This window comes from Moraxella sp. I5G (genome assembly GCF_055193055.1).
This window is the reverse complement of the sequence record NZ_JBUXLH010000010.1, coordinates 41920-66095: the sequence shown is the minus strand read 5'-3', so window position 1 is coordinate 66095 and position 24176 is coordinate 41920. Positions and strand designations below refer to the sequence as shown.

Here is a 24176-nt window from a genome sequence, read left to right as displayed (position 1 = left end):
ATTAACGTTAATAAATAAAAAATGCCACAAATTGTGGTATTTTTTTAAATCAATCATTAGTCATCATAGTCTACAAAAGATTGTAGCACTTGACCTGTTTGGGCATCAACCACGACTTCGTGAGGCTGCCCATCAGCGCCTATCATCTTAACTTCATAGTGAGAACCAATATATTCTCGATCTAAACTAGCATCAAAAACCTGACCAGCCACTGATTGTTGGGCGATTTCGATGGCTTTATCCAAACTAATAGCTGGTTGTCCTTTTCTTTTAAACTCACGTTCTGCGCGGCTAAATAAAACTTGACCTGATTTTGCATCAACCAAAACTTTGTGTTCAAGTCCACCATTAAACGTTTCAATCTCATAGACACTACCTAAGTGTCCGCCTTGGATTTCAAAATCTGTAGCATACCCTTTGGTTTGATTTTGGGCGACAAGAATCGCATTTTTAATACTTTGCATTTGGTCGGTCGCAACTGTTGTTATTTGTGGTACCGCATTGTTTACTGCATTATCTACCGTATTATTTTGGGTGACAGCTGCCGAATCTGGTTGGGGATTTTGCATATTTTGCACATGTTGAGATGGTGGGGCTGATATTGGTGTTTGGTCAATAACGATAGGCTGTTCATTTCTTGAGCAAGCAGTAACTAACAAACCTACTAATACCATTGACGTTAATGTTTTAAGATACAATTTCATAACTTCCTCCATTTTGGTGTGTTGCTTATTTAATTTATTGCTCATCTTTTGGTCATTATAACAAACAAAACTTAGCAGATACTTAGCTTTTATATTGATTTAATTTACTTTGATAACATACCAATTTTTATCAAAATCACTTATAATGTTTGGTTTTTATATTTTTTATATTAAATATGTCAAGCAATCACATTCCTTTGCGAAACACACAAATTCCTACAACTGACCCAAATGCAGGGCTGCGCTTAACAGAAATCTTTTATTCACTGCAAGGTGAAGCTTTAAGCATGGGATTGCCAACGATTTTTATTCGCTTAACAGGCTGTCCTCTACGTTGTCATTATTGCGACACCACCTATTCATTCACAGGTGGTCAAAGGTGGTCGTTACCTGATATTTTAACGCACATTCAGCAATTTTTTTGTAAACGTGTATGCATTACTGGTGGCGAACCTTTAGCGCAGCCAAATGCTTTTGCTTTAATGGATATGTTATTGCAATCTGGTTATGAAATTTCTTTGGAAACGTCAGGCGCATTATCTGTCAAGGATGTTCCTGTCTTAGTCTCAAAAGTAATGGATTTAAAAAGCCCATCATCAGGAGAAGAAAATAAGAATCTGTGGGAAAATTTAAATTACTTGACCCCGCACGACCAAATTAAAATCGTCATTGCTGATAGACAAGATTACGATTGGGCAAAACAAAAAGTTATTAACCACCAATTAGACAAAAAATGTGGGGTAGTTTGGCTTTCACCCATGTTTGAAGTGCCTAATATAGATAATCACCACAGCAGTAACAATGTACCTAATATTGCTGCAAATCTTGCTCAATGGATATTAGACGATGCTCTACCTGTTCGTTTTGGTTTGCAGCTGCATAAAATTATTTGGGCAGACGCCAAAGGCAAATAATGACAGTCTAAAGCCATTTAAATTATTTATCATCCATTTAAATTAACACTATGTATTTATTCAATGTTCACCTACTTAATGCAGACCTGCTGATTGATGTTTTTGATATAGTGGGGATTGTGGCGTGCAGCATTGCAGGTACAATTTTAGCCATTCGAAAGAATCTGGATTTTTTTGGTTGTATTTTAATTTCTATGGTTGCCAGTATTGGCGGGGGCACATTAAGAGATATTTTACTAAATCGTTATCCGCTTTTTTGGATAATGGATTTAACCTATGTTTATGTCATTACCATTACATCCATTATTACCCAAATCACCACCAATTGGTATCAAACTGTTAATAAATCAGTAGATTGGCTGATTCGTTTTTTTGACGCCATTGGACTGTCTGCTTTTAGCGTGATTGGGCTAACAGTTGCATTATCCTATCATCACCCATTAATAGCGGTTTTAATGTCAGTCATTACCAGCGTGGCAGGCGGGATTTTGCGTGATATGATTTGCCATCAAATTCCTTTGGTTTTGCAACAAGAAATCTATCTTAGTACCTGCATCATTGGTTCAGCAATGTATTTTTTGCTTAAATACTTTAGTTTTAGTGACAATATCAGCCAGCTGGTTATGATGCTGGTTGTGTTTGTGGTACGAATGTTAGCAATTAGTTATAATTGGAACCTACCATCACTAAACTTAAAAAAACTGCTTAAAAGACACTATTTATAGTGATTGGATTTTTTATCATACATCGCAGTCAGAACATTTATCCACCCAAAAATCAATAAACGCTCTAACTTTTGCACTCAAAAAAGCTCTATCTACATAAGCTGCATACAAACCAACTGATAACATCTGATAATCTGAAAATAATCGGACTAATTTTTTAGTACACAGTTCATCTTCAATGACCCAACTGGGCATATAACCCAAGCCTGCGCCTGATTTTATCAACTCAGCGCTCATCAATGTATCGTTGCTATAAATATGTGAAACAGGCTGGATTGTGTGTTTTTCACCAGTGGATTTGTGAACAATGTCAAAGCTGTCCATCTTAACATAGCTGGGCGTTACGGTTTGATGGGTAGACAACTCATCAGGTGATTTTGGTACATCATATTTTTGCAGATAATCTGGCGATGCTACAGCATAAAATTCAACTTTGGTTAAAGGTCTAGTAATTAGTGATGGTTTAGGCTGATTGGACAATCGCAATGCCAAATCATAGCCACCTGCCACCAAATCCACCATATCATTAGATAGCGATAAATCCAAAATAACCTCTGGGTATTGCATTTGAAATTCTGTCAGCCACCCTGCAACTTTAGCATTAGCAAACCAAAGCGGCATGGTGATTTTTAGCACCCCTTTTGCATTACTGGTTGCTCCTTGGGCGCTTTGTTTGGCGCTATCTAGCACTTCCAAAGCATACAAAGATTGAGCATAATACTCACCACCAATCGCGGTCAAATGCACGCTGCGACTGTTGCGGTGTAACAATTTTGTACCAAGGCGATTTTCTAAATTGGTGATGTGCTTGCTGGTCATGGCAATCGACATGTCCATCTTATCAGCCGCTTTGGTGAAACTGCCTGTTTGCACCACTTGGTGAAAAGCTTTAATACTTGTTAATGTATCCATAACAAATTACCAAATTAAATAATTTATATTCATATTATAGCCCTAACAAAAAAATTGTTACAAGTAAAACGCTAATATCCTGATTAATTAATAATAGGTGTTTTAAGATAATTGAAAGTTTCCTATTAAGAAAATATCTATTAATCAAATCCATATTGTTAATAATTAAATTTTTATTATACTAATTTAAATTTTTATCATAAATCAATTAAAGAGGTTTTTTATGAATTTCAAAACATTACAAAAAGCTGCCCAAGCTCGCCGCTCTATTTATGCTTTAAATAAAAATTTATCCATCAGCATTGATGAGATTAATCATATTGTGGAACATGCTTTATTGCATACACCATCATCATTTAATTCGCAATCCACACGCATGGTTATTTTGCACAACGCAGAACATGACAAACTTTGGGATTTAACTAAAGATGCTTTGCGTAAAATTATTCCTACTGAAAATTTTTCCGCTACTGAACATAAATTAAATGGCTTTAAAGCAGCTGCTGGCACAATATTGTTTTTTGAAGATATGACTGTTATCAAAAACCTACAAGAGCAATTCCCAAGTTATGCTGAAAACTTCCCCATCTGGGCAGACCATGCTAATGCCATGAATCAATATGCTATTTGGACAACACTTGCCAGTGAAAATATTGGAGCAAATTTACAACACTATAACCCAATTATTGATAAAGCTGTTGCAAACACGTGGGGCATTTCTGACCATTGGAAACTGCGCGCTCAACTTGTATTTGGCGGTATTACAGAACAAGCTAGTGAAAAAACATTTGTTTCAATTGATGAACGTTTAAAAATATTTTCTTAATATATCATCACAAAACTATCATTAAAACTGGGTTTTATCCGAAAAACCCAGTCTTTTAACTCCTTAATTAAAGTGATGGGGAAAAACATGGTATAATGGTTTTTATCCAATTTAATATTATCCATTAACACCATTAAAAAGATTATGTTACAAAAAACGTTAAAATTATCCCATTTAAAATTATCTGCCATCGGTTTATCTACTTTGATGGTTTTTACTTCCACTGTTTTTGCTGAAAATATTTATGTATATAAAAAAGGTGATAATCAGCAATTGTATTTAACCAATATCAAGCAAAACTCCAGTGGTAAAGAAAAGTTTACTGAAATTAGTGTTACGTATTATCCTGATACCAAATTGCATAAAGATGGAGCCATCCCCTCCACTTACAATCCCGTTACTGCTGCCACCCCAAGTCGTAGCAACAACAAAAATGCCTACGACCATTTGATTCGTGCCGCCGCTGCAAAACATGGGGTAGACCCTGCTTTAATTAAAGCGGTGATTCATACCGAATCTGCTTTTAATCCAAACGCTCGCTCACCTGTCGGCGCGATGGGCTTGATGCAGCTGATGCCTGGCACAGCTCGAGATATGGGGGTTGGCAATCCTTGGGACCCTGCTCAAAATATTGACGGTGGCACACGTTATTTGGCATGGTTGCAACGTCAGTTTAGCAATCGTGATTTTGTCATCGCTGCATACAACGCAGGTCATGGCAACGTTAAAAAATACGGTGGCATTCCTCCGTTTTCTGAAACGCGCAATTATGTGAAATCCGTAAACAGTCGCTATCACAGTCTGTATCGTAATGAAATGAGCGGCGGCGCTTCCGTTCAATACGCCATGGCGCCACAGCCACAACCAATGCCAATGCCAATGCCTGCTCGTTTAGAAGTACCTGCATCCAATGGCGTTAGAACGGTACAGGTCAATTACAATCAAGCAACTGCCCCCCAAAACCCTGCTATTTCCAACTCGTCATCTGGTCGGGTGTTTATTAGTAGCGGCAGCCATTAACCTTGTAGATTATCTGATTTCTGGTTATATTAGGTAGGGAACAAGCCACGGTGCTAAAAAGGCAGTGAGAATGCCATTTAAAATTAGTCCAAGAGTTGCGTACGCAACAAATCTCATACTCATTTGCATGACTCTAACTGTTCCTAGAGCGTGAGAAGCTGTTCCCATCGCCAAACCTTTCGCCATTGGGCGGTAAATGCCACTGATGTGCAGAACCCACACCCCTAAAATCTGACCGATCACGCCTGCAATCAGTACTGTAGCAGATGTAATTCCAATAACACCTTGTAATTTATCGGTAACCTCAATGGCAATTGGCATGGTAACTGATTTGGCAGCAATGGCAATTTGTAATACGTCGCTACCACCAAAAATTCCCACCAGCCAAACGCCAGAAACAATACCCACAAATGAACCTACCAATTGTGAGAAAAAAATTGCCAGCCATTGGGAACGGATTTTTTGCCATTCTATATACAAAGGCACCGCCAAACACACCACCGCAGGAGCCAGCCAAAAAGTTAAATAACTACTGGCTTTATCAAAAGTCTGCCACTCAATATTTAAAGTTTTTAGCACACATATCACAACAATGGTTGTAATGAGCGTTGGGTTAATCCACTGACTACGAAAGCGGGCACGCAGAACCATACACAACTCAAAACAGCCAATGAGCAATAACAACAAAAAAAATGGGCTGACGAATAACTCCCTTATCATTACACTTCCTAGCGATTTGATTTTAAACGAAACGATTTTTGCAAATATCTGATAACTTGATAAGTTCTTCCGGTCGCTATCAGCACCAAAAAGGTGCTAAGACTGGTTGCTAATAGCAATATCCACAGCTCTTTTTGAATAATATCCAAATATTGCATAATAGAAATACACGCCGGCACTACCATCAAAACCAAATAATCCAGCATAATTTTAGCTAAAGATTGTACAGTTTTTAATTCAACTACACCAGTTTGTAGCGCAAAAAATAACAGTAATAACCCAATAATACTGGCAGGTAATGGCAAATGCGTTAGCCTGATAAACACTTCCCCTAAAAACAAACAGCCAAAAACCAATAAAAACGCCTTTAAAATCATATCCACTTCCTTTGTTATCAAAAGTTGATTTTACAATAAAAATGGTTTTAGTGAAAAGTTTTTATTGCTTATTTGCCATTTTAAAATGTGTGATAAGCTAACTTGAATAAATAAAAATCGTTCTTATTTATAACTTGAGTCTATAAATGATTAAGTACACTGCATTAAAAATGCACTCACCCTAGCTTGATTTGACCAAAAAACATAACAAATGCCCCCTGAACCAAATAAAAGCGAGTTTCCTGATACATCCAAAAGCCCACTATCCAGCTGCATTAAAAAGCTCATTTTTTCACCAGTTATGGGGCAATTTGGCACAAACGCATCTTGTATCCACGTTGGCATACCGCCCAAACGGTTTAAGTTTTCTCGTCCATTGCTAAGCGCCCAATCTTGAGTTTGCCAACGACTTGGTGTTTGGCTTAAATGGATTTTTTGACAAATCAGCGGTTTATCTATTATGTTAAGCTGCGTTTGAATTTCCCCTATTCTTTTTGGATTGCCATCATGGTCGTGTTGATAAAATAGTATATCAAACCCCTCATTGAGTTCACTAATATGACATGCTAAAACCAATTTTGGTAAAGTTACATCAATGTCATTTGGAATATCATGTAAAGTTATAAGATGAAACAATGGATTAGTTGCCAAATTTTCATCATTTTGTAAAACTCCACCAAAAGCGTAAGAGATATTTTGAGCGTTCATTTGCCAAGTTGGATGAATTGATTCAAAATTAATGCAAGATTGGCTGGGAATTTTATCAAAAACTAGGTGATAAGTAGCTGGATAACAATAACTTTTAATTGCATCATTATTTACTGTTAAGCCAACATTATGCAAATGTGCTAACAAATACTCATCTAATATGCCATAAATTTTAATAAAAAATGGTTTATCTCTAACCGTATTAAGCAGCCATTCTATGGTTGGTAAATGACGAGTTGCAAGTAAACAAGTAAATAATAAGTACTTTTTATCCAAATCTTGCTCTTGAATGAATAATGCCTTAAAAATCTGAATGTTTATCTGTGGTAAATGGTGCCACGGCTGACTAAAATAATAGGATTCTTGATTGATTTTTAAACGTAAAATATCTTGTAAATGCTGATGTAATAACTCAGGGTATTGATAAGCTGTGTAAGCAATAAGTGATTCAGTATTTTTGCCAACCATTTGATTATTTTGATTTTTTATCTCTTCTTGATGAATGGCAAACTCAATTAGTTTTTGCAAATCAGCTTTACACACATAACTTATCATCGCATCAAACAAAATGCCTGTATCCAGCTCTTTATTTAAACACACATCACAAAATTCAAAGGCTGTTTTAGGATTATTTGCAAAAACAGATATTTGATGATTAAGATTTGGCATTTGCCAGCCTTTTTGACTAAAAATATTTAAAAAATTTTCAACCGTCATACTTAAAAAACCTTTTGCTTAAAAAGAATGCAAAAAAAGCGCCTCAAAGGCGCTTTTTAGCTACTTTTGATTTTTTAAAAGAGACAATCATATTGTGTATTATTGCAATTTGCCTTGCTCTTTTTCAAAACTCATCTGTACACCCTGACCTAAACCTTTACCAACTTGCACCCCAAATTTATCAAAAATCTTTTGTACAGGGTCGCTGTAGGTATAATTTACGGTATTTTCCACTTCCAATTGTTTTTTTAAAGTGCTGATACTGCCCACTTTGTCGGCAAGTCCAAGTTCAATGGATTGACTGCCTGTCCAAAAAAGCCCGCTAAACAATTTATTGGTTTCTGGGTCTTTAAGCCTGTCTCCACGCCCCTCTTTAACAGCATTAATAAAATTTTGATGAGTAATATCAAGCAATTTTTGAACGTGTTGGCGTTCACTTTCGGTCATGGGTCGGGTGATACTCATAATGTCTTTATATTCACCCGATGTCATCGTTGCTGACTTAACGCCAACCTTTTTCATCAACTCTTCTACATTGTAGCTGGACATAATCACGCCAATAGAACCAACCAAACTTGAAGGATTGACCCAAATCTCATCGGCACTGGATGCAATGTAATACGCTCCACTTGCTCCTAAATCACCAATAACAGCATAGAGTTTTTTATCAGGGTATGTTTTTTTAAGCTCTCTTGCAGTTTGCCAAACCTCATCAGACTGCACTGGAGAACCGCCGGGTGAATTGATTGCCAATGCAACTGCTTTGGCTTTAGGATTTTTAAAAGCTTCTATTAAAGCGGTGTTGATTGCATCGGCATTGGCTTCACCATCACTAGCAATTACACCATTGACATCCACCACTGCCAAATGCGGCTCATGAGCGCCAATTGGCAAGTTTGGCGAATGCGCTGTTGAACAACCGCGCCCAAACGCAAGTAAAATAAAAATAATGTAAGCAAAGGTTAATAATTTAAAAAAAATCCCCCATCGACGAGCCTTTCTTTGTTCATCAATGCTTGCCATCAGGGTTTTTTCCAATAATTGCCACTCCTTGCCAGCTGGTGGTGTTTGCAAATGTGAAAAAGGTTTTTGTCCAGATGCAGAATTATTTTGGGTGGGTTTATCGGGATTTGGAGGCCATGCCATAATAATATTACCTAATTAAAATGCTTATTTTACCAAAACCATCAAAAAATGACAGCCCACATTAGGGCAATATTTCTGCCATTATTTGTTGAGCTTTTTGATGATTTTGACTGGTATTTTTATCGGTAAACATCATACTGGCTGGATTTGCTCGCGCCAGTATCTCGGATGTCATCGCACCTTGAGTGTGAGTTATCCATACATCCGTACTGTCTATGCTGTTTTGGGCGGTTGGCACTGGACAAATTTTATCAAATATTTGCCAAACCTTCTTATCAGCCGCTCCATTGATAATAATCTGATAAGTTTGTTTATCATCCAAATTATCATGAATTATCAATGCATTTTTAATTGTTGGTTTTTGGTTACTGATTATTTTTAAACTACAGCCCCAAACCATTTGATTGTCAATCTCCTGCCAACCTGTAATTGCCCGCACACTTAAACCATCGCCTTGCCAAACTTGCCCATCAGCACAAGCACTCATTGCAAGTGTACTTTGATTTTCAAAAGCGCCTGCCTGCCAATAACGGTGAATAGGAATCTTTGAGTTTAATTGATTGATAACATCAAAAAACTGCTTACTTGGCGTCTGCATTACTACCCCTGTTAGGTGCGTAATCCCTTGCTTTTTAAGATTTTCTAATAAAATTTTTCCATGCTTGGCATTAATACGTCCTGAAAAATCTGCCACAAATAACCAAACCGCCTGATTATTGACACTGGCAGGGTCAGCGTCTTTTTGACGCATTAAGATTTGACTAATACCATAGTCATCACTTGGCAGCACCTGAATGTCAAAGTCGCTTATTTGAGTTGGTTTATTTATTGCCATCATTGCCAAAACTGATAATGCAATCCAAGTAAAACGCTTATTAAAGATTGGTATGACAAAAGGTATGATTGCCAACACACCAAATAAAATAGCAATACTGCCCAGTTGATGATAAATCCATAAATCTTGATTAAAGGCAGTTAAAAACGCCGTTATATCGTGAAACTTACCCAGTATTAATGCTGATAAATCCCATAATAAAGTCGCTAAAGATGGCATTACACTATAAATCATTCCTGCCATAAGATTGATAGGCACAATGATTGCGCCAAACAAACCCACCGCGAATAAATTAACCCCAAGTCCCCACAAAGACACCTTACCAAATAGCAATACTGATATTGGTAACATGGTGATAAAAAGCCAGGTTTGCAGTTTTATTAAATCCACAACTTGCTGTTTGATATTAAATGCTTTTTTATCATTGACTGTATTATTTTCATAACGCATCAAAAGCAGTACTGCTACAAAAGACAGCCAAAATCCCGCCTGCCACACCACAAATGGGTCTAACCATATCATCACCAAAGCGGTTACCGCCAAAATTTGATGTGTAGCAAAAGGCATTGCCAAACGTCTAGCCATCACTGCTGCAATCAGCATATAAACCGTGCGCATTGCGGGAACTTCAAAGCCTGTAAACATTGCATAAATCAGACTCACCCCTATCATGACACAAAGTCTAAGTGTATTACTAGAAACAAACAGATACAAATTATAAAACCATTTATTGGTTACAAAAACAACCAATAAGGCCAAACAAATTGCCAAAAATACCACATGGGTTCCAGAAATTGCCAGCAAATGTGAAATACCTGCTGTTTGGTACAAATCTTTTGTATCTTTATTAATTAACGCTCTATCGCCTGTTAATAGACTTAATGTTACAGCTTTGGCTTGACGCTGGTCTTCTGATAGGTTATGCCAGCCTTGATAAAAATGATTGCGCAGTGTTTGACGCAGTGTTTGCAAATAAATATCTACACCTGATGCTTGTGCAGAAACTATCTTATCTTCAACCGATAAAATTTTTGCATTGGCGTGAATATGACGAGTTGCCAACCATCGATAGCCATCAAAACCTGTTGCCCCAATTTCTTTGCTAACAGGCGAGATAACTAGCGTCATCGTCGTTTGAGTATTTGGAACTAGCTGATTGAGTACCAAAAATTCTGATTGAGATTTTGCTGTGTTTGATTTTTTATTTGAAAGTTGGTCTTTTTTAGCATTTGCCGTCAAAAGCACTGTAAGTTCTTTGGGCAATGTGATATTTTTCTTAACGTTAGGAGCTTCTGGCGTATAAAATGGATTTTCGCTATTATATGCATTTTGAGCATATCGATGGGTATTATCAGCAAATTTTAAGTCGCTAATAACCGCTTTTTGACGATAATGAGTGCCTAATTTTTCATCATACACACTGTCGCTAATTTCTAAGATGCGGACAGTCGCTGTAACAGTATAACTTTCTTTGGGAATTTTTTGATAAAAGTCTTGGTAAATAACCAACGTCTGAATGACAAACAAGCCCAAAAAACCAAGCATGCTAAAAATAAAGCCACCAAACGATAGATTTTTTATCAAACCTACAGTTGTTTTACTTTTTTGCCAAAATTTTTGTGATAAAAGCGCACAAACTATCCACAAAAAGCTTAATAACCAAAATACACTGTTTGTTTGGATAACGTCTGATGACAAAAAACCAATGGTTGATACACCCAAATCAGCTGATGCTGTTAATACGCCAAAAACCAGTAAAACCACCAAAATAAAGATAAGCCAAATCATCTTAATCCTGTGTCAATAGCGCTTGTATCAGCATCAAATCCTGTGGATAGGTCAATTTGATGTTTATATGTTTGCTAGGCACAATTGCGATTTTTTCACCCATCATTTCAAAACCGCTGGCTTCATCTGTAATTATAAGATTTTTAGCAATGACGGTTTGTAGCATTTTTTCTAAGGCTTTAAGGTGGAAAATTTGTGGAGTTTGCGCTGCCCATAATTGACTTCGGTCAATGGTATGACTGATGGTATGATTTTCAACAAACTTAATGGTATCTGTAACGGGGCTTGCCAGTATTGCACCTATCAAATTAGGAGTTTTTTGGATTTTGGCTATCAAGGCTGCTAAATCAGGCAACGCCAAACAAGGACGGGCTGCATCATGAATCAGCACCCAGTCATCATCGCCCGCCCCACGCTCAATAATGGCTTTTACACCATTTTGAACTGATAAAAATCGCTCACAGCCACCACAAGCAAAATAAATTGGGTGGGAAAACTCAAAAGATAGGTTTGAGGCAACTTTATCATCTGGAGCAATTACAATTGTTAAATCAGTAATCTGGGGGTGATTTAATCGGGCGACACTGTGCTGCAAAATGGTTTTGTCTTGTGTTTTTAAATATTGTTTTGGAACCTCTGTCCCAAAACGACTGCCTTTACCTGCAGCAACAATTAAGGCGTGAATTGGGGTAGCAAAATTTTGGGGAGAATTTGGAGGGTAAAAATTAGTTCTCAGGTTTGTCATCGGTTAACGTATCTTCATCAATAGGTTCATTAGCAACCGATGTATCAGCACTCGGCTCATCATCATAAACTACCGATGAAGCGACAGAAACCTGTACAAATGTTTCTCCGGGTTTAATAAAACCCAAATCCATACGTGCATGTTCTTCAATGGCAGATGTGCCAAATTTTAAATCAGAAATATCTGCCTGAAGCGCATGATTGATATACTCTTGGCGTTTGTTAATAGCTTCTTGCCTTCTAACTTGTGATTTTAATTCTTCTAATTGAAAGTAACCAAACTCACCACGCCAATATTGATACTGTAATAATAAAACTGCCAGTATCGCGCACGCAATCAGCAAAGAATACCCAACAAAACTTGGCAACAAACGAATTTTTTGCCGTTTTTTAATGGATAATTTTTCGCCAACTAAGCCCAATACTGGCAATTTCATAATAGTTAGCCTCGCAAACCAATAAACTCAAGTTTACCGCGGAATGCTGCTGTTACTTGCTGTTCAATACGAAGTAATTGATTGTATTTAGCAACACGGTCAGAACGGCACAGTGAACCTGTTTTAATTTGACCAGCTGCTGTTCCAACTGCCAAATCAGCAATGGTAGCATCTTCTGTTTCACCAGAACGATGACTGATGATAGTGGCATAACCATTTTGTTTGGCTAAATAAATGGCATCCAATGTTTCACTTAATGTGCCGATTTGGTTAAATTTAATTAAAATCGCATTGGCAATATGTTTATCAATACCTTCTTGTAAAATTTTAGGATTAGTAACAAACAAATCATCGCCAACTAATTGAACTTTATCACCAATCAGTTTGGTTAGATACGCCCAACCATCCCAATCACTTTCATCAAGTCCATCTTCAATAGAAATAATTGGATACTGACGAGTTAAGGATGCCAAATAATCAGCAAAACCTTGACTGTTAAAGGCTTTATTACCTTCCCCTGCCAAAATATATTGACCATTTTTATAAAATTCAGAGGCTGCACAATCAAGTGCTAGATAAATATCTTTTCCAGCAGTATAACCTGCTTTTTCAATCGCTTGCATGATGACTGTAATGGCTTCTTCATTGCTGCGTAAATTTGGAGCAAATCCACCTTCATCGCCAACAGCAGTATTAAGTCCTTGAGCTTTTAAAACAGATTTTAGACTGTGGAAAATTTCCGTTCCTGCACGTAATGCCTCAGAAAAGCTACTAAAACCAACAGGTTCAATCATAAATTCTTGAATATCAACGGTGTTATCTGCATGAGCCCCACCGTTTAAAATATTCATCATTGGCACAGGCATGGATAAAGAAGTCTGCCCGCGTAAATTAGCGATATACTGATGCAAAGGCAGATTTTGAGAAATTGCAGCAGCTTTAGCGGCAGCAAGTGATACAGCAAGGGTTGCATTGGCCCCAAGATTACCTTTATTATCTGTACCGTCCAGGTCAATTAAAATACGGTCAATTTCACTTTGATTGGCAGCATCAATATCCAAAAGCGCGCTACGAATCTGGCTGTTGGCATTAGTTACTGCTTTTTTGACGCCTTTACCCAAATAACGAGATTTGTCGCCATCTCTTAACTCCAATGCTTCTCTTGAACCAGTAGAAGCCCCGCTGGGCGCAGCAGCACGCCCACACACGCCATTAGCTAGAATAACATCCGCTTCAATCGTAGGATTACCACGGGAGTCTAGAATTTCACGAGCTACAATATCTTTAATGGTGGCAACGTTTTTGGTGTCTTCAGCGTACATAATTTATCCTTAACACAAGTTTAAGCATCATAAATAAACCTAAATTATCTGGATTTATTCTAACACAAAAATCCATTAAAATCACGAAACAATGCCTAGGTGGACACCTAATAAATTTAGCTGCTTGCTTATTAAGTAATCAAAACCATTTATCAAGCAATCAATCAATAAAATCATTGGGTGTCAAGTACTTCAAAACCTTTTACCAAAGTATCTAATTTTTTGATTTGACGTAAAAACGGTTCAAGTTGAGACAAACGCAGTGCGCAAGGTCCATCACATTTGGCTTTATCAGGGTCAGGATGGGCTTCTAAAAACAGTCCAGCTAGTCCTGTTGCCATACCTGCTCTGGCAAGTGTGGTAATTTGATGGCGTCTACCGCCTGCACTGTCTACTCTCGCCCCCGGCTCTTGTAAGGCGTGCGTTACATCAAAAAACACAGGCACATTCATCGCCTTCATGGTGTCAAAGCCTAGCATATCCACCACAAGATTATTATAGCCAAAGGCACTACCACGCTCACACAAAATCACCTTATCATTGCCTGCTTCTAGGCATTTATTAATGATGTGCCGCATTTCATGCGGGGCTAAAAATTGAGCTTTTTTGATGTTGATAATTGCCCCTGTCTTTGCCATTGCGGCTACCAAATCTGTCTGACGACTTAAAAAGGCGGGAAGCTGAATAATATCGGCAACTTCAGCAACGGGTGCAGCTTGATAAGGCTCATGTACATCTGTAATAATTGGTACGCCATATTTTTCTTTAATATCATTTAGCCAAGTCAAACCTGTATCCATTCCAGGACCGCGAAATGAATTTAAACTTGAACGATTAGCTTTATCAAAACTGGCTTTAAAAACATAACCAATATTTAATTTTTGACAAATTTCAATATAGCACTCAGCAATCTCAAATGCCAATTCCTTGCTTTCTAATACGTTCATACCACCAAACAACACAAATGGTTTGTCATTGGCAATAGTAATGTCATTGAGCTGGATTTGAGATTTTGCAGTTAATGAATTCATTGTTTAAATCCCTTGGTATGTGTTGTTAATAAATCTAAATAGCGGTGTGTTGTTATTTTAAAAAATGGTTTTTTTAATAATGAGTTTACTTTATGCAAAGCGTCAATTTGATTTTGTTCGATTCCTGTAAACAATAAATCATTATTATCAATCTCAAAAACATCAGCAAATTCTTCTAAAATTATATTCAGTTCTGGATTATTTAAATCATCATCTGTTAAACAGCTTTGCCCACAAAACATTCGCTCATACTGAATTAGATAATGAATATGATTGTTCATTTTTTCATTATTAAAAAATACGTCTTTGCTATCCACTAATAAAGGTGCAGCATTATCTGTATAATAAGAATTTGGGCAATATGGATAATATTTATCATCCATACCATCATACAAATCAAGCCCAAACCTTTCTTTGTTTAGTTCTTCTTTATGAATCAAATCAACACCAAAACGATGACCGTTCATTTTATCCAACAATGTCATAAAATCATCGTCAGATAGCTTTTTGATCGTATCAAAATACGCTGGGTTTTTTTCAAATTCATAAACAAAATCATTGAAATTATCAAAATTTTGATTAAGTGTTTTATTTATCCAATCAAGACAATCATCGCTGATTTTTTCATAACAAGTATCACCAATATCGCAAAAAGCACTACGCTCTTTGTATATCCATGTTGTTTTAGCAAAATCAAGGCTGTCAAAAGCCTTGATAACTGTATAGTTGAATGTATCAATGACATAACCATCGTAATCGTTATGATAATACTCAAACTCTTTTAAAATATAAAAATCCAAAATAAATAACCTATTTTTGGCAATCGATTGCTGCCTTAATAAAACTATTAAATAAAGGATGCCCCCCGCGTGGTGAACTGGTAAATTCTGGATGGTATTGCACCGCAATAAACCAAGGGTGACCATCAAGCTCAACAGACTCTACTAGATTCTGTTTGGTAGAATAGCCAGAAATTTTCATACCCGCCTGCTCTAAAGGCTCAATGTAGCGATTATTCATCTCATAACGATGACGATGACGCTCATTGATGGTATTTGCTCCATAAATTTTAGCAAGATGGCTACCAGTAACCAATTTGGCTTCTTGTTTGCCCAATCGCATAGTACCACCTAAATCGCTGTCATCACTGCGGATTTGAAGCTCACCTTTTTCATCAAACCACTCGGTAATCAGCCCAATAATAGGATTGGCAGTTTTGCGATCAAACTCAGTAGAATTGGCTTCCAATCCTAAAACATTGCGCGCGTATTCAATGACTGCAAGCTGCATACCCAAACAAATACCTAAAAATGGTTTATTGTGCGTACGCGCATACTCAATCGCCATCATTTTACCAACAGTACCACGCTCACCAAAGCCGCCCGGCACCAATATCGCATCACACGATTTTAATTCATCCATCAAATGGCTTTGGGTTTCTAATTTTTCAGCATCAATGTAGTGAATTTTAACTTTGGTTTTATTATGAATGCCCGCATGGAGCAGTGCCTCATTAACTGATTTATAAGCATCTGGCAATTCCACATACTTACCAACCATTGCCACTACAATTTCACCTTGGGCATTTAAAAGCCCTTCAATCACTTTATCCCAATCAGACAGGTCAGCTTCTTTTGCATTGATGCCAAAGCGCTCACAAATCAAATCATCTAAATTTTGCTCATAAAAACGACGTGGGATTTGGTAGATGCTTTTTGCATCCTCACACAAAATTACCGCGCGTGCTTCTACATTGGTAAATAACGCAATTTTTTGACGGTTGTCTTCAGAAATTGGCTGCTCACTACGGCAAATCAATACGTCGGGTTGTAAGCCAATGGAGCGGAGTTCTTTTACAGAATGTTGGGTTGGTTTTGTTTTAGATTCGCCAGCAGATGCAATGTAAGGCACTAGCGTTAGATGCATTAACATAGCATTATCTCTGCCAAGTTCAACTTGCATTTGGCGAACTGCTTCCATAAATGGTAAACTTTCAATGTCGCCCACTGTACCACCAATTTCAATGATGGCAATATCATAACCTTCGCCCGATGCACGTATTTTATGTTTAATTTCATCAGTAATATGAGGGATGACTTGTACCGTTCCACCCAAATAATCACCACGTCGTTCTTTGGCAAGTACCGTTTGATAAATGCGCCCTGATGTAAAATTGTTGGCACGTGTCATTTTAGAATGACGTAAAAAACGCTCATAATAACCCAAATCCAAATCAGTCTCTGCGCCGTCTTCGGTAACAAATACTTCACCGTGTTGAAAAGGACTCATCGTACCTGGGTCAACGTTAATATAAGGGTCCATTTTTGTCATGGTAACTTTTAATCCACGAGCCTCCAACACCGCTGCCAAAGAAGCTGCAGCAATGCCTTTACCCAAAGAAGATACCACACCACCGGTTACAAAAATAAATTTCGTCATAGCTATTCATCAATTACTGGTAAAGCCGAATTTTACTAAAATTTGTCAAAAAAATATAGGGGCTAGGAAGATTTTAGCCAAAAAGATTCACAATCAAATAAACAATTCAGTGCTGTCATACATACAGAAGTAAAAAAAGACTTGCCAAATTTAGCAAGTCTTTTTAGTTGAGTTGAAATTTACCGAACACTTTAATCATCGCGTTGCTCTTTGATGATTTTTAAAGTTGGGTACGATAATACAATGTCATATCTGTAGCCATTTTTGCGAGCAGCGATTTCTAAAGCTTTTTGACCCAAATGTTGCTCTGCATCAATTTTTTCTACTTGATAGCCACGCGCCTGTAACATACTGCGTGCTCTAGCAACATTGCCTTGATAATCGTGGTCGCCACGAATCTCTTGCTTTATAGAGTTGCTAGCGTAAACTGGCTGCACCATCAAAGGCAAACATAAACTTACAGTTAAGGTGCTGGTGGCTAAGGTGTTTGCAAATAACTTTTTCATAATTGCCTCCAATAAAAAGTGTTGTAAGTATCTGCTAACTGCCATTCTAACAAGGAAAAATAGCCACCTCAAGCTAAACTACATGATGCTAAACATTTGTTACCTAAAATAACAAAACCCTTATAAAACAATCGTATAGAACACAAATTTTAGCCAAAATTTAGGCAATTTTTTGGTGTTATTCAAGACTGGCAAACAAATCATATTCGCTTGCTTCATCAATTGTAACGGTTAAAAATTGACCAACTTTTACACGTTCATCAATATTATCTACATACACATGACCATCAATTTCTGGTGCATCAGCATAACTGCGACAAATGGCGATGTTTTCTTCAACATCAATTTCATCCACCAAAACAGTGAACGTTTTACCAACTTTTTCCTGTAATTTTTCTTCACTGATGGTTTGAGCAACCTCCATAAAACGCTGATAACGTTCCTGTTTAACCGATTCTGGTACAGGATTTGGTAAGTGATTAGCCTGCGCCCCCTCCACTTCTGAATAAGTAAAGCAGCCCACACGGTCAAGACGTGCTTTTCTTAGCCAGTCTAAAAGATATTCAAAGTCTTCTTCGGTTTCGCCCGGAAAACCCACCACAAAGGTTGAGCGAATGGCAATATCAGGACAAATCGCTCGCCATTTTTCAATACGCTCCAATACATTTTCACTATGGGCTGGGCGCTTCATTGCCTTTAATACGGAAGGACTTGCATGTTGAAATGGAATGTCTAAATATGGCAAAAGTCCGCCTACCGCTCTGGCGTCTGCCATTAACTCAACCACATTATCCACGTGTGGGTAAGGGTAAACGTAATGCAAACGCACCCAAATGCCCAATTTTGCTAGTAGCTGGCACATATCCAAAAATTTGGTTTTTACAGGTTCGCCCTGCCAAAATGTCATCTTATATTTTAAATCCACGCCATAGGCTGAAGTATCTTGAGAAATGATTAACAATTCTTTAACGCCAGCATTTTTTAAGGCAACCGCTTCTCGCATTACCTCATCAATTGTGCGTGAAACCAAATCGCCTCGCAATGATGGAATGATACAAAAGGTACAGCGATGATTACAACTTTCAGAAATTTTCAAATATGCGTAATGACTTGGGGTAAGTTTAATCCCGGCGTCATTGATAAGGTCAATTTTTGGGTCATATGTTTTATCTTTAACTGGTTTTGGAACATGGAGTGTAACGGCACTAATCACCTCTTGATAGGCATGGGCTCCTGTTACTGCAAGCACAGCAGGGTGCATGCTACGAATTTTTTCGGCATCTTTACCCAAACAGCCTGTTACAACCACTTTGCCATTTTTATTAATCGCCTCACCAATAGCATCAAGGCTTTCTTGCACTGCAGACTCAATAAATCCACATGTATTAACCACCACCAAATCTGCCCCATTGTAATCATGGGCGACTTGATAGCCTTCTTTAGTAAGCTCAGTGATAATACGTTCACTATCTACCAATGCTTTAGGACAACCCAAAGACACAAAACCTATTTTTGGAGCTTTATGGCTACCTGCCTGTGTAATAAAATCACTGCTTTGGCTGATGGTACGATTTTGATTATGGTTGGCTTTATGATGAGATGAGTTTGGAATGTAAGTTTCTACGGTCATGGCGTTTAGCTAGAGATAAAATAAAGGCGGATTTTAATAATTTTGGGGAATTTTGGCAAGTGTTATGATTTTTAGAATTGTAAGAAAAACTTAATGTAATATTAAGGATTTTAATAAATTATTGAATGTTGTGGAATATGATTTATTTGTTAGTATTTTCAATTTTTATGTTAACTTTGTGAGCTTATAAGCCACCTATGCGGTGTATAACAACTAAGCCAATAAATTCACCAAATGTATTGGATACATATAACTTAGTAGGTTCATTACCAATTCCTACATAAGTCATAAGTGCCTCTGGTAAATTTGATACTACTCTGAAAGCATATTTACAATACTCATCTTGTACGATTAGTTCGTAATATCTATCAGTCGTAATAATCTTATTATTTGGGAATAGATTGACTACGTGATTAAACATTGGGTTAGTAGAGAAGGGTAATAGGTGTTTATCTCTAATAGGTTTAAATAAATTACTTTTAACTATCTTAGCAATACATTCTTCGTATTCTCGTTTACGGAGTAAGATACTATCTAATAGGTCATTGTATAATAACCCATATAGGGTAGCATCATCATAAAGTAGTTCAGTATCATTCAATATTACAGAGAGTTTCTCTAGGTAATGTTCACCGAATTTACCACTATGAGTAAGTCGTACTAGTATGTACGTAAACCCATTAGTTAGTGTATACTTAATACCATTATTAATATTAGCATTATAGAATATTAAGTAATAGGCTTCTTCCTTATCTACTAGATAGACATCGCATAAGTCAAGGATATCGTTATCATTCACATGACGAATTACTAGGTCATGGGGATTAGCAAATCCTTTACCATGTAGCGAATTAAGATACCTAACGAATATCCAGTTTAACTCTTCTGGAATATCATTATCTAATTCGTTCTCAGTTCTAAAGTAAGCATCAATCTCTATATCTAAAGAAATTAAACTGATATCATCATCAGTATTTAGGATACAGATACGTACGATATATCTACCTTCTTTATCTTCTAAGGTGATTCTATCAGCACCTGTGTCAATATATATCTTATTAGCTATAGCATAGTCTGTCGTAGCTTCTAATACTGCTGTAGGGACTGGTATATAAACCGTTTCTGTGGATAACATGTTAGGATTAATAGTCATAAATAAACTCCATTGAAAAAGAAAATTAATGTTAAAAAAAAAACAAGAGTACAATGTATTTCTACTGTACTCTTGTCTGATATTGTTAAGGATTGTTGTATACGGGTAGTTCTCCATTTACCTCTGGAAACAAATCGTTCATGCGTAGTTCAGGGAACTCCCACATATTTGTAACTAATGTTTTAGTGTGTTTAACACCTTCATTAGTAACTTCGATTAGTAATCGATTATAACTATTAGTATTGTATACAAAATGACGTTGCTCAAAAAGCATTTCTAAGCCACCTATGTGGTGTATAACATCGCTGAACTGCAAAACGCAAACTCTTACCGTTTTCTAAGCCACCTATGCGGTGTATAACTTCATTTCCGTGCCATCGTTTTTATAGACTTTGTTTTCTAAGCCACCTATGCGGTGTGTAACACCGTCACCATGCACAGAAATTTCGGATATTTTTTCTAAGCCACCTATGCGGTGTGTAACCAATGCTTGTGTTATATGCTGTTTCATGGTTTTTTCTAAGCCACCTATGCGGTGTATAACATCTTTCGTCTTGATTATATCTACCACAAAAACTTTCTAAGCCACCTATGCGGTGTATAACAGAGAGCGAGCCAACCAATTTTTAGTTTTGAGTTTCTAAGCCACCTATGCGGTGTATAACATCAAGACGGTTACGATTAGCAAAACCGCCACATTTCTAAGCCACCTATGCGGTGTATAACGTACGAACAAGGCGTAATCTCATACCCTAGAACTTTCTAAGCCACCTATGCGGTGTATAACAGTTATCCACCCCATCAAGAAACCGTCTTTATTTTCTAAGCCACCTATGCGGTGTATAACAACAGTTACAAAAATGCACTATGTGAGCAAGCATTTCTAAGCCACCTATGCGGTGTGTAACCAACCAACAAACACGAGATTACAGGCTTACAATTTCTAAGCCACCTATGCGGTGTGTAACTTAGCCCTAAAAGCAATCATTGCTGATTCAAATTTCTAAGCCACCTATGCGGTGTGTAACTATATAAGCACTGTTAAGATATGTTCCAGCAGTTTCTAAGCCACCTATGCGGTGTGTAACACATATTCATAAATTATTCACCGTGATTAATATTTTCTAAGCCACCTATGCGGTGTGTAACGAAATGGTTATTGAAACTAAAGTACCAATTAAATTTCTAAGCCACCTATGCGGTGTGTAACCCGGAGAGTCAAAGACTTTCCGATTATAGAAGATTTCTAAGCCACCTATGCGGTGTGTAACCCAGTGCGTACGCGTATTTCAGAACCAGTTGTTTTCTAAGCCACCTATGCGGTGTGTAACGATGATAATGGTCTGATGACTACACTTACATATTTCTAAGCCACCTATGCGGTGTGTAACCTCTACTAACGAGAGAGTAGAATTACCAATTCTTTCTAAGCCACCTATGCGGTGTGTAACGAAAAGAACGAAATGTTCGAAGCCCATACGTTTTTCTAAGCCACCTATGCGGTGTGTAACCAACAGAAGTAGATATGATTGTAGGTATGATTTTTCTAAGCCACCTATGCGGTGTGTAACCGATGGTAGTGTAAACTGTAAAACCCTTGAGCTTTCTAAGCCACCTATGCGGTGTGTAACACAATCACGTATGCTTATTTCGTCACCACTAAATTTCTAAGCCACCTATGCGGTGTGTAACAAATGTAGATCTAACTGAGCAAATCCGTGTTTTTTTCTAAGCCACCTATGCGGTGTGTAACATCTATTATAGATTTAATATTCAAACGCAGTCTTTTCTAAGCCACCTATGCGGTGTGTAACGGCCAAGACTATGCTAGGGGTTTGGGTAAAGTATTTCTAAGCCACCTATGCGGTGTGTAACTCGAATCTATCGTGTTATATGACCCCCGAAGATTTCTAAGCCACCTATGCGGTGTGTAACATCCGTGTATCCATTATATCGATGGGTTTGACTTTCTAAGCCACCTATGCGGTGTGTAACTTTAAACGTAAAGTGAAGACAATTCTAATATCTTTCTAAGCCACCTATGCGGTGTGTAACAAGAACAGGTAAAAGACATACAAGCATACATATTTCTAAGCCACCTATGCGGTGTGTAACGAGTCGAACGAAATGTTCGAAGCTAAAACACTTTTCTAAGCCACCTATGCGGTGTGTAACATAGATTCTTTAGTTATCGTCATTCCAACTATTTTCTAAGCCACCTATGCGGTGTGTAACAAAATCCAGCCTGCTGATACGCTTGTAAAACATTTCTAAGCCACCTATGCGGTGTGTAACGTCCGCTCGCCGCTTGTATCTTGATGATGGATTTTTCTAAGCCACCTATGCGGTGTGTAACCTATACGTTTGACCATAAAATTATTGAGACAGTTTTCTAAGCCACCTATGCGGTGTGTAACGCGGGCGTTTTGCTCAGCAGTTAAAGCCGCTTTTTCTAAGCCACCTATGCGGTGTGTAACTGAAGAGATACGCGTTTCAATACCTTTGCTATTTTCTAAGCCACCTATGCGGTGTGTAACGGCAAGGGCGATAAGCCATTTTAAAATTGCAATTTCTAAGCCACCTATGCGGTGTGTAACTTTTTCCCACTGCAGGCTTATTTAGACTCATCTTTCTAAGCCACCTATGCGGTGTGTAACAACTGCCAGTATCTCCTCAAATCGTTTTGCGTTTTTCTAAGCCACCTATGCGGTGTGTAACTCAGTACGAATTAAAAGCACAAAGACAGTCTTTTTTCTAAGCCACCTATGCGGTGTGTAACTTAGAAAAAATGTAGATGACACAGAATCAGTACTTTCTAAGCCACCTATGCGGTGTGTAACGTTACCCGCAAGGACAAAAATGAAATGTTCGATTTCTAAGCCACCTATGCGGTGTGTAACATTCAGTTTATTTTTTTTTGGTTAGGTATCTTTCTAAGCCACCTATGCGGTGTGTAACATACATCAATCTCCCAAACCATTTCGGTATTATTTCTAAGCCACCTATGCGGTGTGTAACTTTGATGTACGTCAAGTGTTATCATCCCATGATTTCTAAGCCACCTATGCGGTGTGTAACGCATACGCGTATTTCCTTACTAATGATGGTAATTTCTAAGCCACCTATGCGGTGTGTAACTGCAGTGGATTCCTGCAATCTTTGTCAATGGTTTTCTAAGCCACCTATGCGGTGTGTAACACGTGAAATGATGCAGGCGTGGGCAGATTATCTTTTCTAAGCCACCTATGCGGTGTGTAACAGCGTCTCATCAAGTCGGGCGCGTTTGGGTTTTTTTCTAAGCCACCTATGCGGTGTGTAACGTGCAAACAATACTTTAAAGACATTACCCAGTGTTTCTAAGCCACCTATGCGGTGTGTAACTAATTCGGACGAACAAAAGGTGATTTTAAAATTTTCTAAGCCACCTATGCGGTGTGTAACGCGTACTTCCGAACAAAAGATGGAAGAGAGTTTTTCTAAGCCACCTATGCGGTGTGTAACATCTAATATCGTAGCTGCGAT

The 24176-nt window shown here is 37.7% G+C and carries 20 protein-coding genes and 1 CRISPR repeat array (1 of these 21 running past the window's edge); of the genes, 4 read left to right on the top strand and 16 right to left on the bottom strand.

Annotation, left to right across the window (positions count from 1 at the left end; all coding sequences use genetic code 11):
* Positions 1-56: 56 nt before the first annotated feature.
* Positions 57-704 carry a PepSY domain-containing protein gene (locus tag ACZBKJ_RS06765; protein WP_463200216.1) on the bottom strand — a complete coding sequence of 216 codons (648 nt, stop codon included), beginning with the start codon at positions 702-704 and terminating at the stop codon, positions 57-59.
* A 176-nt stretch (positions 705-880) separates the two neighbouring features.
* On the opposite strand from ACZBKJ_RS06765, the gene ACZBKJ_RS06760 reads away from it, so the two are divergent.
* Both ACZBKJ_RS06760 and ACZBKJ_RS06755 read left to right on the top strand, forming a co-directional pair.
* Positions 881-1618, top strand: coding sequence for a radical SAM protein (locus ACZBKJ_RS06760; RefSeq protein WP_463200215.1), 738 nt, complete (start codon positions 881-883; stop codon positions 1616-1618).
* 50 nt (positions 1619-1668) lie between these two features.
* Positions 1669-2343, top strand: coding sequence for a trimeric intracellular cation channel family protein (locus tag ACZBKJ_RS06755; protein ID WP_463200214.1), 675 nt, complete (start codon positions 1669-1671; stop codon positions 2341-2343).
* A gap of 15 nt (positions 2344-2358) precedes the next feature.
* Here the strand turns inward: ACZBKJ_RS06755 and ACZBKJ_RS06750 are convergent, their stop codons facing one another.
* Positions 2359-3255 carry a LysR family transcriptional regulator gene (locus ACZBKJ_RS06750; RefSeq protein WP_463200213.1) on the bottom strand — a complete coding sequence of 299 codons (897 nt, stop codon included), beginning with the start codon at positions 3253-3255 and terminating at the stop codon, positions 2359-2361.
* Positions 3256-3478: 223 nt separating this feature from the next.
* Between ACZBKJ_RS06750 and ACZBKJ_RS06745 the strand changes: the two genes are divergently transcribed.
* Entirely contained in the window at positions 3479-4081 is a 603-nt protein-coding gene (locus ACZBKJ_RS06745) for a nitroreductase family protein (RefSeq protein WP_463200212.1), read from the top strand.
* Between the two features lie 144 nt (positions 4082-4225).
* Positions 4226-5101, top strand: a complete 876-nt coding sequence (locus tag ACZBKJ_RS06740) for a lytic transglycosylase domain-containing protein (protein WP_463200211.1) — start codon at positions 4226-4228, stop codon at positions 5099-5101.
* Between the two features lie 24 nt (positions 5102-5125).
* Here the strand turns inward: ACZBKJ_RS06740 and ACZBKJ_RS06735 are convergent, their stop codons facing one another.
* From ACZBKJ_RS06735 to ACZBKJ_RS06670, 14 genes are all read right to left on the bottom strand, one after another.
* Positions 5126-5821: an LrgB family protein gene (locus ACZBKJ_RS06735; RefSeq protein WP_463200210.1), complete on the bottom strand. Its 696-nt coding sequence runs from the start codon at positions 5819-5821 to the stop codon at positions 5126-5128.
* Between the two features lie 8 nt (positions 5822-5829).
* On the bottom strand, positions 5830-6198 hold the full coding sequence (locus ACZBKJ_RS06730; protein ID WP_463200209.1) for a CidA/LrgA family protein: 369 nt from the start codon (positions 6196-6198) through the stop codon (positions 5830-5832).
* A gap of 150 nt (positions 6199-6348) precedes the next feature.
* The gene (locus ACZBKJ_RS06725; RefSeq protein ID WP_463200208.1) at positions 6349-7623 is read right to left on the bottom strand and encodes a hypothetical protein; all 1275 of its coding nucleotides are present in this window, start codon (positions 7621-7623) and stop codon (positions 6349-6351) included.
* Between the two features lie 99 nt (positions 7624-7722).
* Positions 7723-8769 carry a signal peptide peptidase SppA gene (sppA, locus tag ACZBKJ_RS06720; protein ID WP_463200207.1) on the bottom strand — a complete coding sequence of 349 codons (1047 nt, stop codon included), beginning with the start codon at positions 8767-8769 and terminating at the stop codon, positions 7723-7725.
* A 61-nt stretch (positions 8770-8830) separates the two neighbouring features.
* On the bottom strand, positions 8831-11392 hold the full coding sequence (locus tag ACZBKJ_RS06715) for a ComEC/Rec2 family competence protein (RefSeq protein ID WP_463200206.1): 2562 nt from the start codon (positions 11390-11392) through the stop codon (positions 8831-8833).
* 1 nt (position 11393) lies between these two features.
* Positions 11394-12137, bottom strand: a complete 744-nt coding sequence (gene ispD, locus ACZBKJ_RS06710) for a 2-C-methyl-D-erythritol 4-phosphate cytidylyltransferase (protein ID WP_463200205.1) — start codon at positions 12135-12137, stop codon at positions 11394-11396.
* A complete protein-coding gene (locus ACZBKJ_RS06705; RefSeq protein WP_463200204.1) occupies positions 12118-12573 on the bottom strand; it encodes an FtsB family cell division protein in 456 nt (151 codons plus the stop codon). Before ACZBKJ_RS06705 ends, ispD begins: the two co-directional genes overlap by 20 nt.
* A 5-nt stretch (positions 12574-12578) precedes the next feature.
* Positions 12579-13895 carry a phosphopyruvate hydratase gene (gene eno, locus ACZBKJ_RS06700; protein WP_463200203.1) on the bottom strand — a complete coding sequence of 439 codons (1317 nt, stop codon included), beginning with the start codon at positions 13893-13895 and terminating at the stop codon, positions 12579-12581.
* A gap of 173 nt (positions 13896-14068) precedes the next feature.
* On the bottom strand, positions 14069-14926 hold the full coding sequence (kdsA, locus tag ACZBKJ_RS06695) for a 3-deoxy-8-phosphooctulonate synthase (RefSeq protein ID WP_463200202.1): 858 nt from the start codon (positions 14924-14926) through the stop codon (positions 14069-14071).
* Positions 14923-15726, bottom strand: coding sequence for a hypothetical protein (locus ACZBKJ_RS06690; RefSeq protein ID WP_463200201.1), 804 nt, complete (start codon positions 15724-15726; stop codon positions 14923-14925). Before ACZBKJ_RS06690 ends, kdsA begins: the two co-directional genes overlap by 4 nt.
* A 10-nt stretch (positions 15727-15736) precedes the next feature.
* Positions 15737-17365, bottom strand: coding sequence for a CTP synthase (locus tag ACZBKJ_RS06685; protein ID WP_463200200.1), 1629 nt, complete (start codon positions 17363-17365; stop codon positions 15737-15739).
* A 191-nt stretch (positions 17366-17556) separates the two neighbouring features.
* Complete coding sequence (locus ACZBKJ_RS06680; RefSeq protein WP_463200199.1) at positions 17557-17871, bottom strand: PepSY domain-containing protein; 315 nt, start codon at positions 17869-17871, stop codon at positions 17557-17559.
* Between the two features lie 178 nt (positions 17872-18049).
* Positions 18050-19501, bottom strand: coding sequence for a 30S ribosomal protein S12 methylthiotransferase RimO (gene rimO, locus ACZBKJ_RS06675; protein WP_463200198.1), 1452 nt, complete (start codon positions 19499-19501; stop codon positions 18050-18052).
* Between the two features lie 184 nt (positions 19502-19685).
* On the bottom strand, positions 19686-20654 hold the full coding sequence (locus tag ACZBKJ_RS06670; protein ID WP_463200197.1) for a hypothetical protein: 969 nt from the start codon (positions 20652-20654) through the stop codon (positions 19686-19688).
* 273 nt (positions 20655-20927) lie between these two features.
* Positions 20928-24176: direct repeats of the CRISPR family, unit length 28 nt; unit sequence TTTCTAAGCCACCTATGCGGTGTGTAAC; it runs 645 nt beyond the window's last position.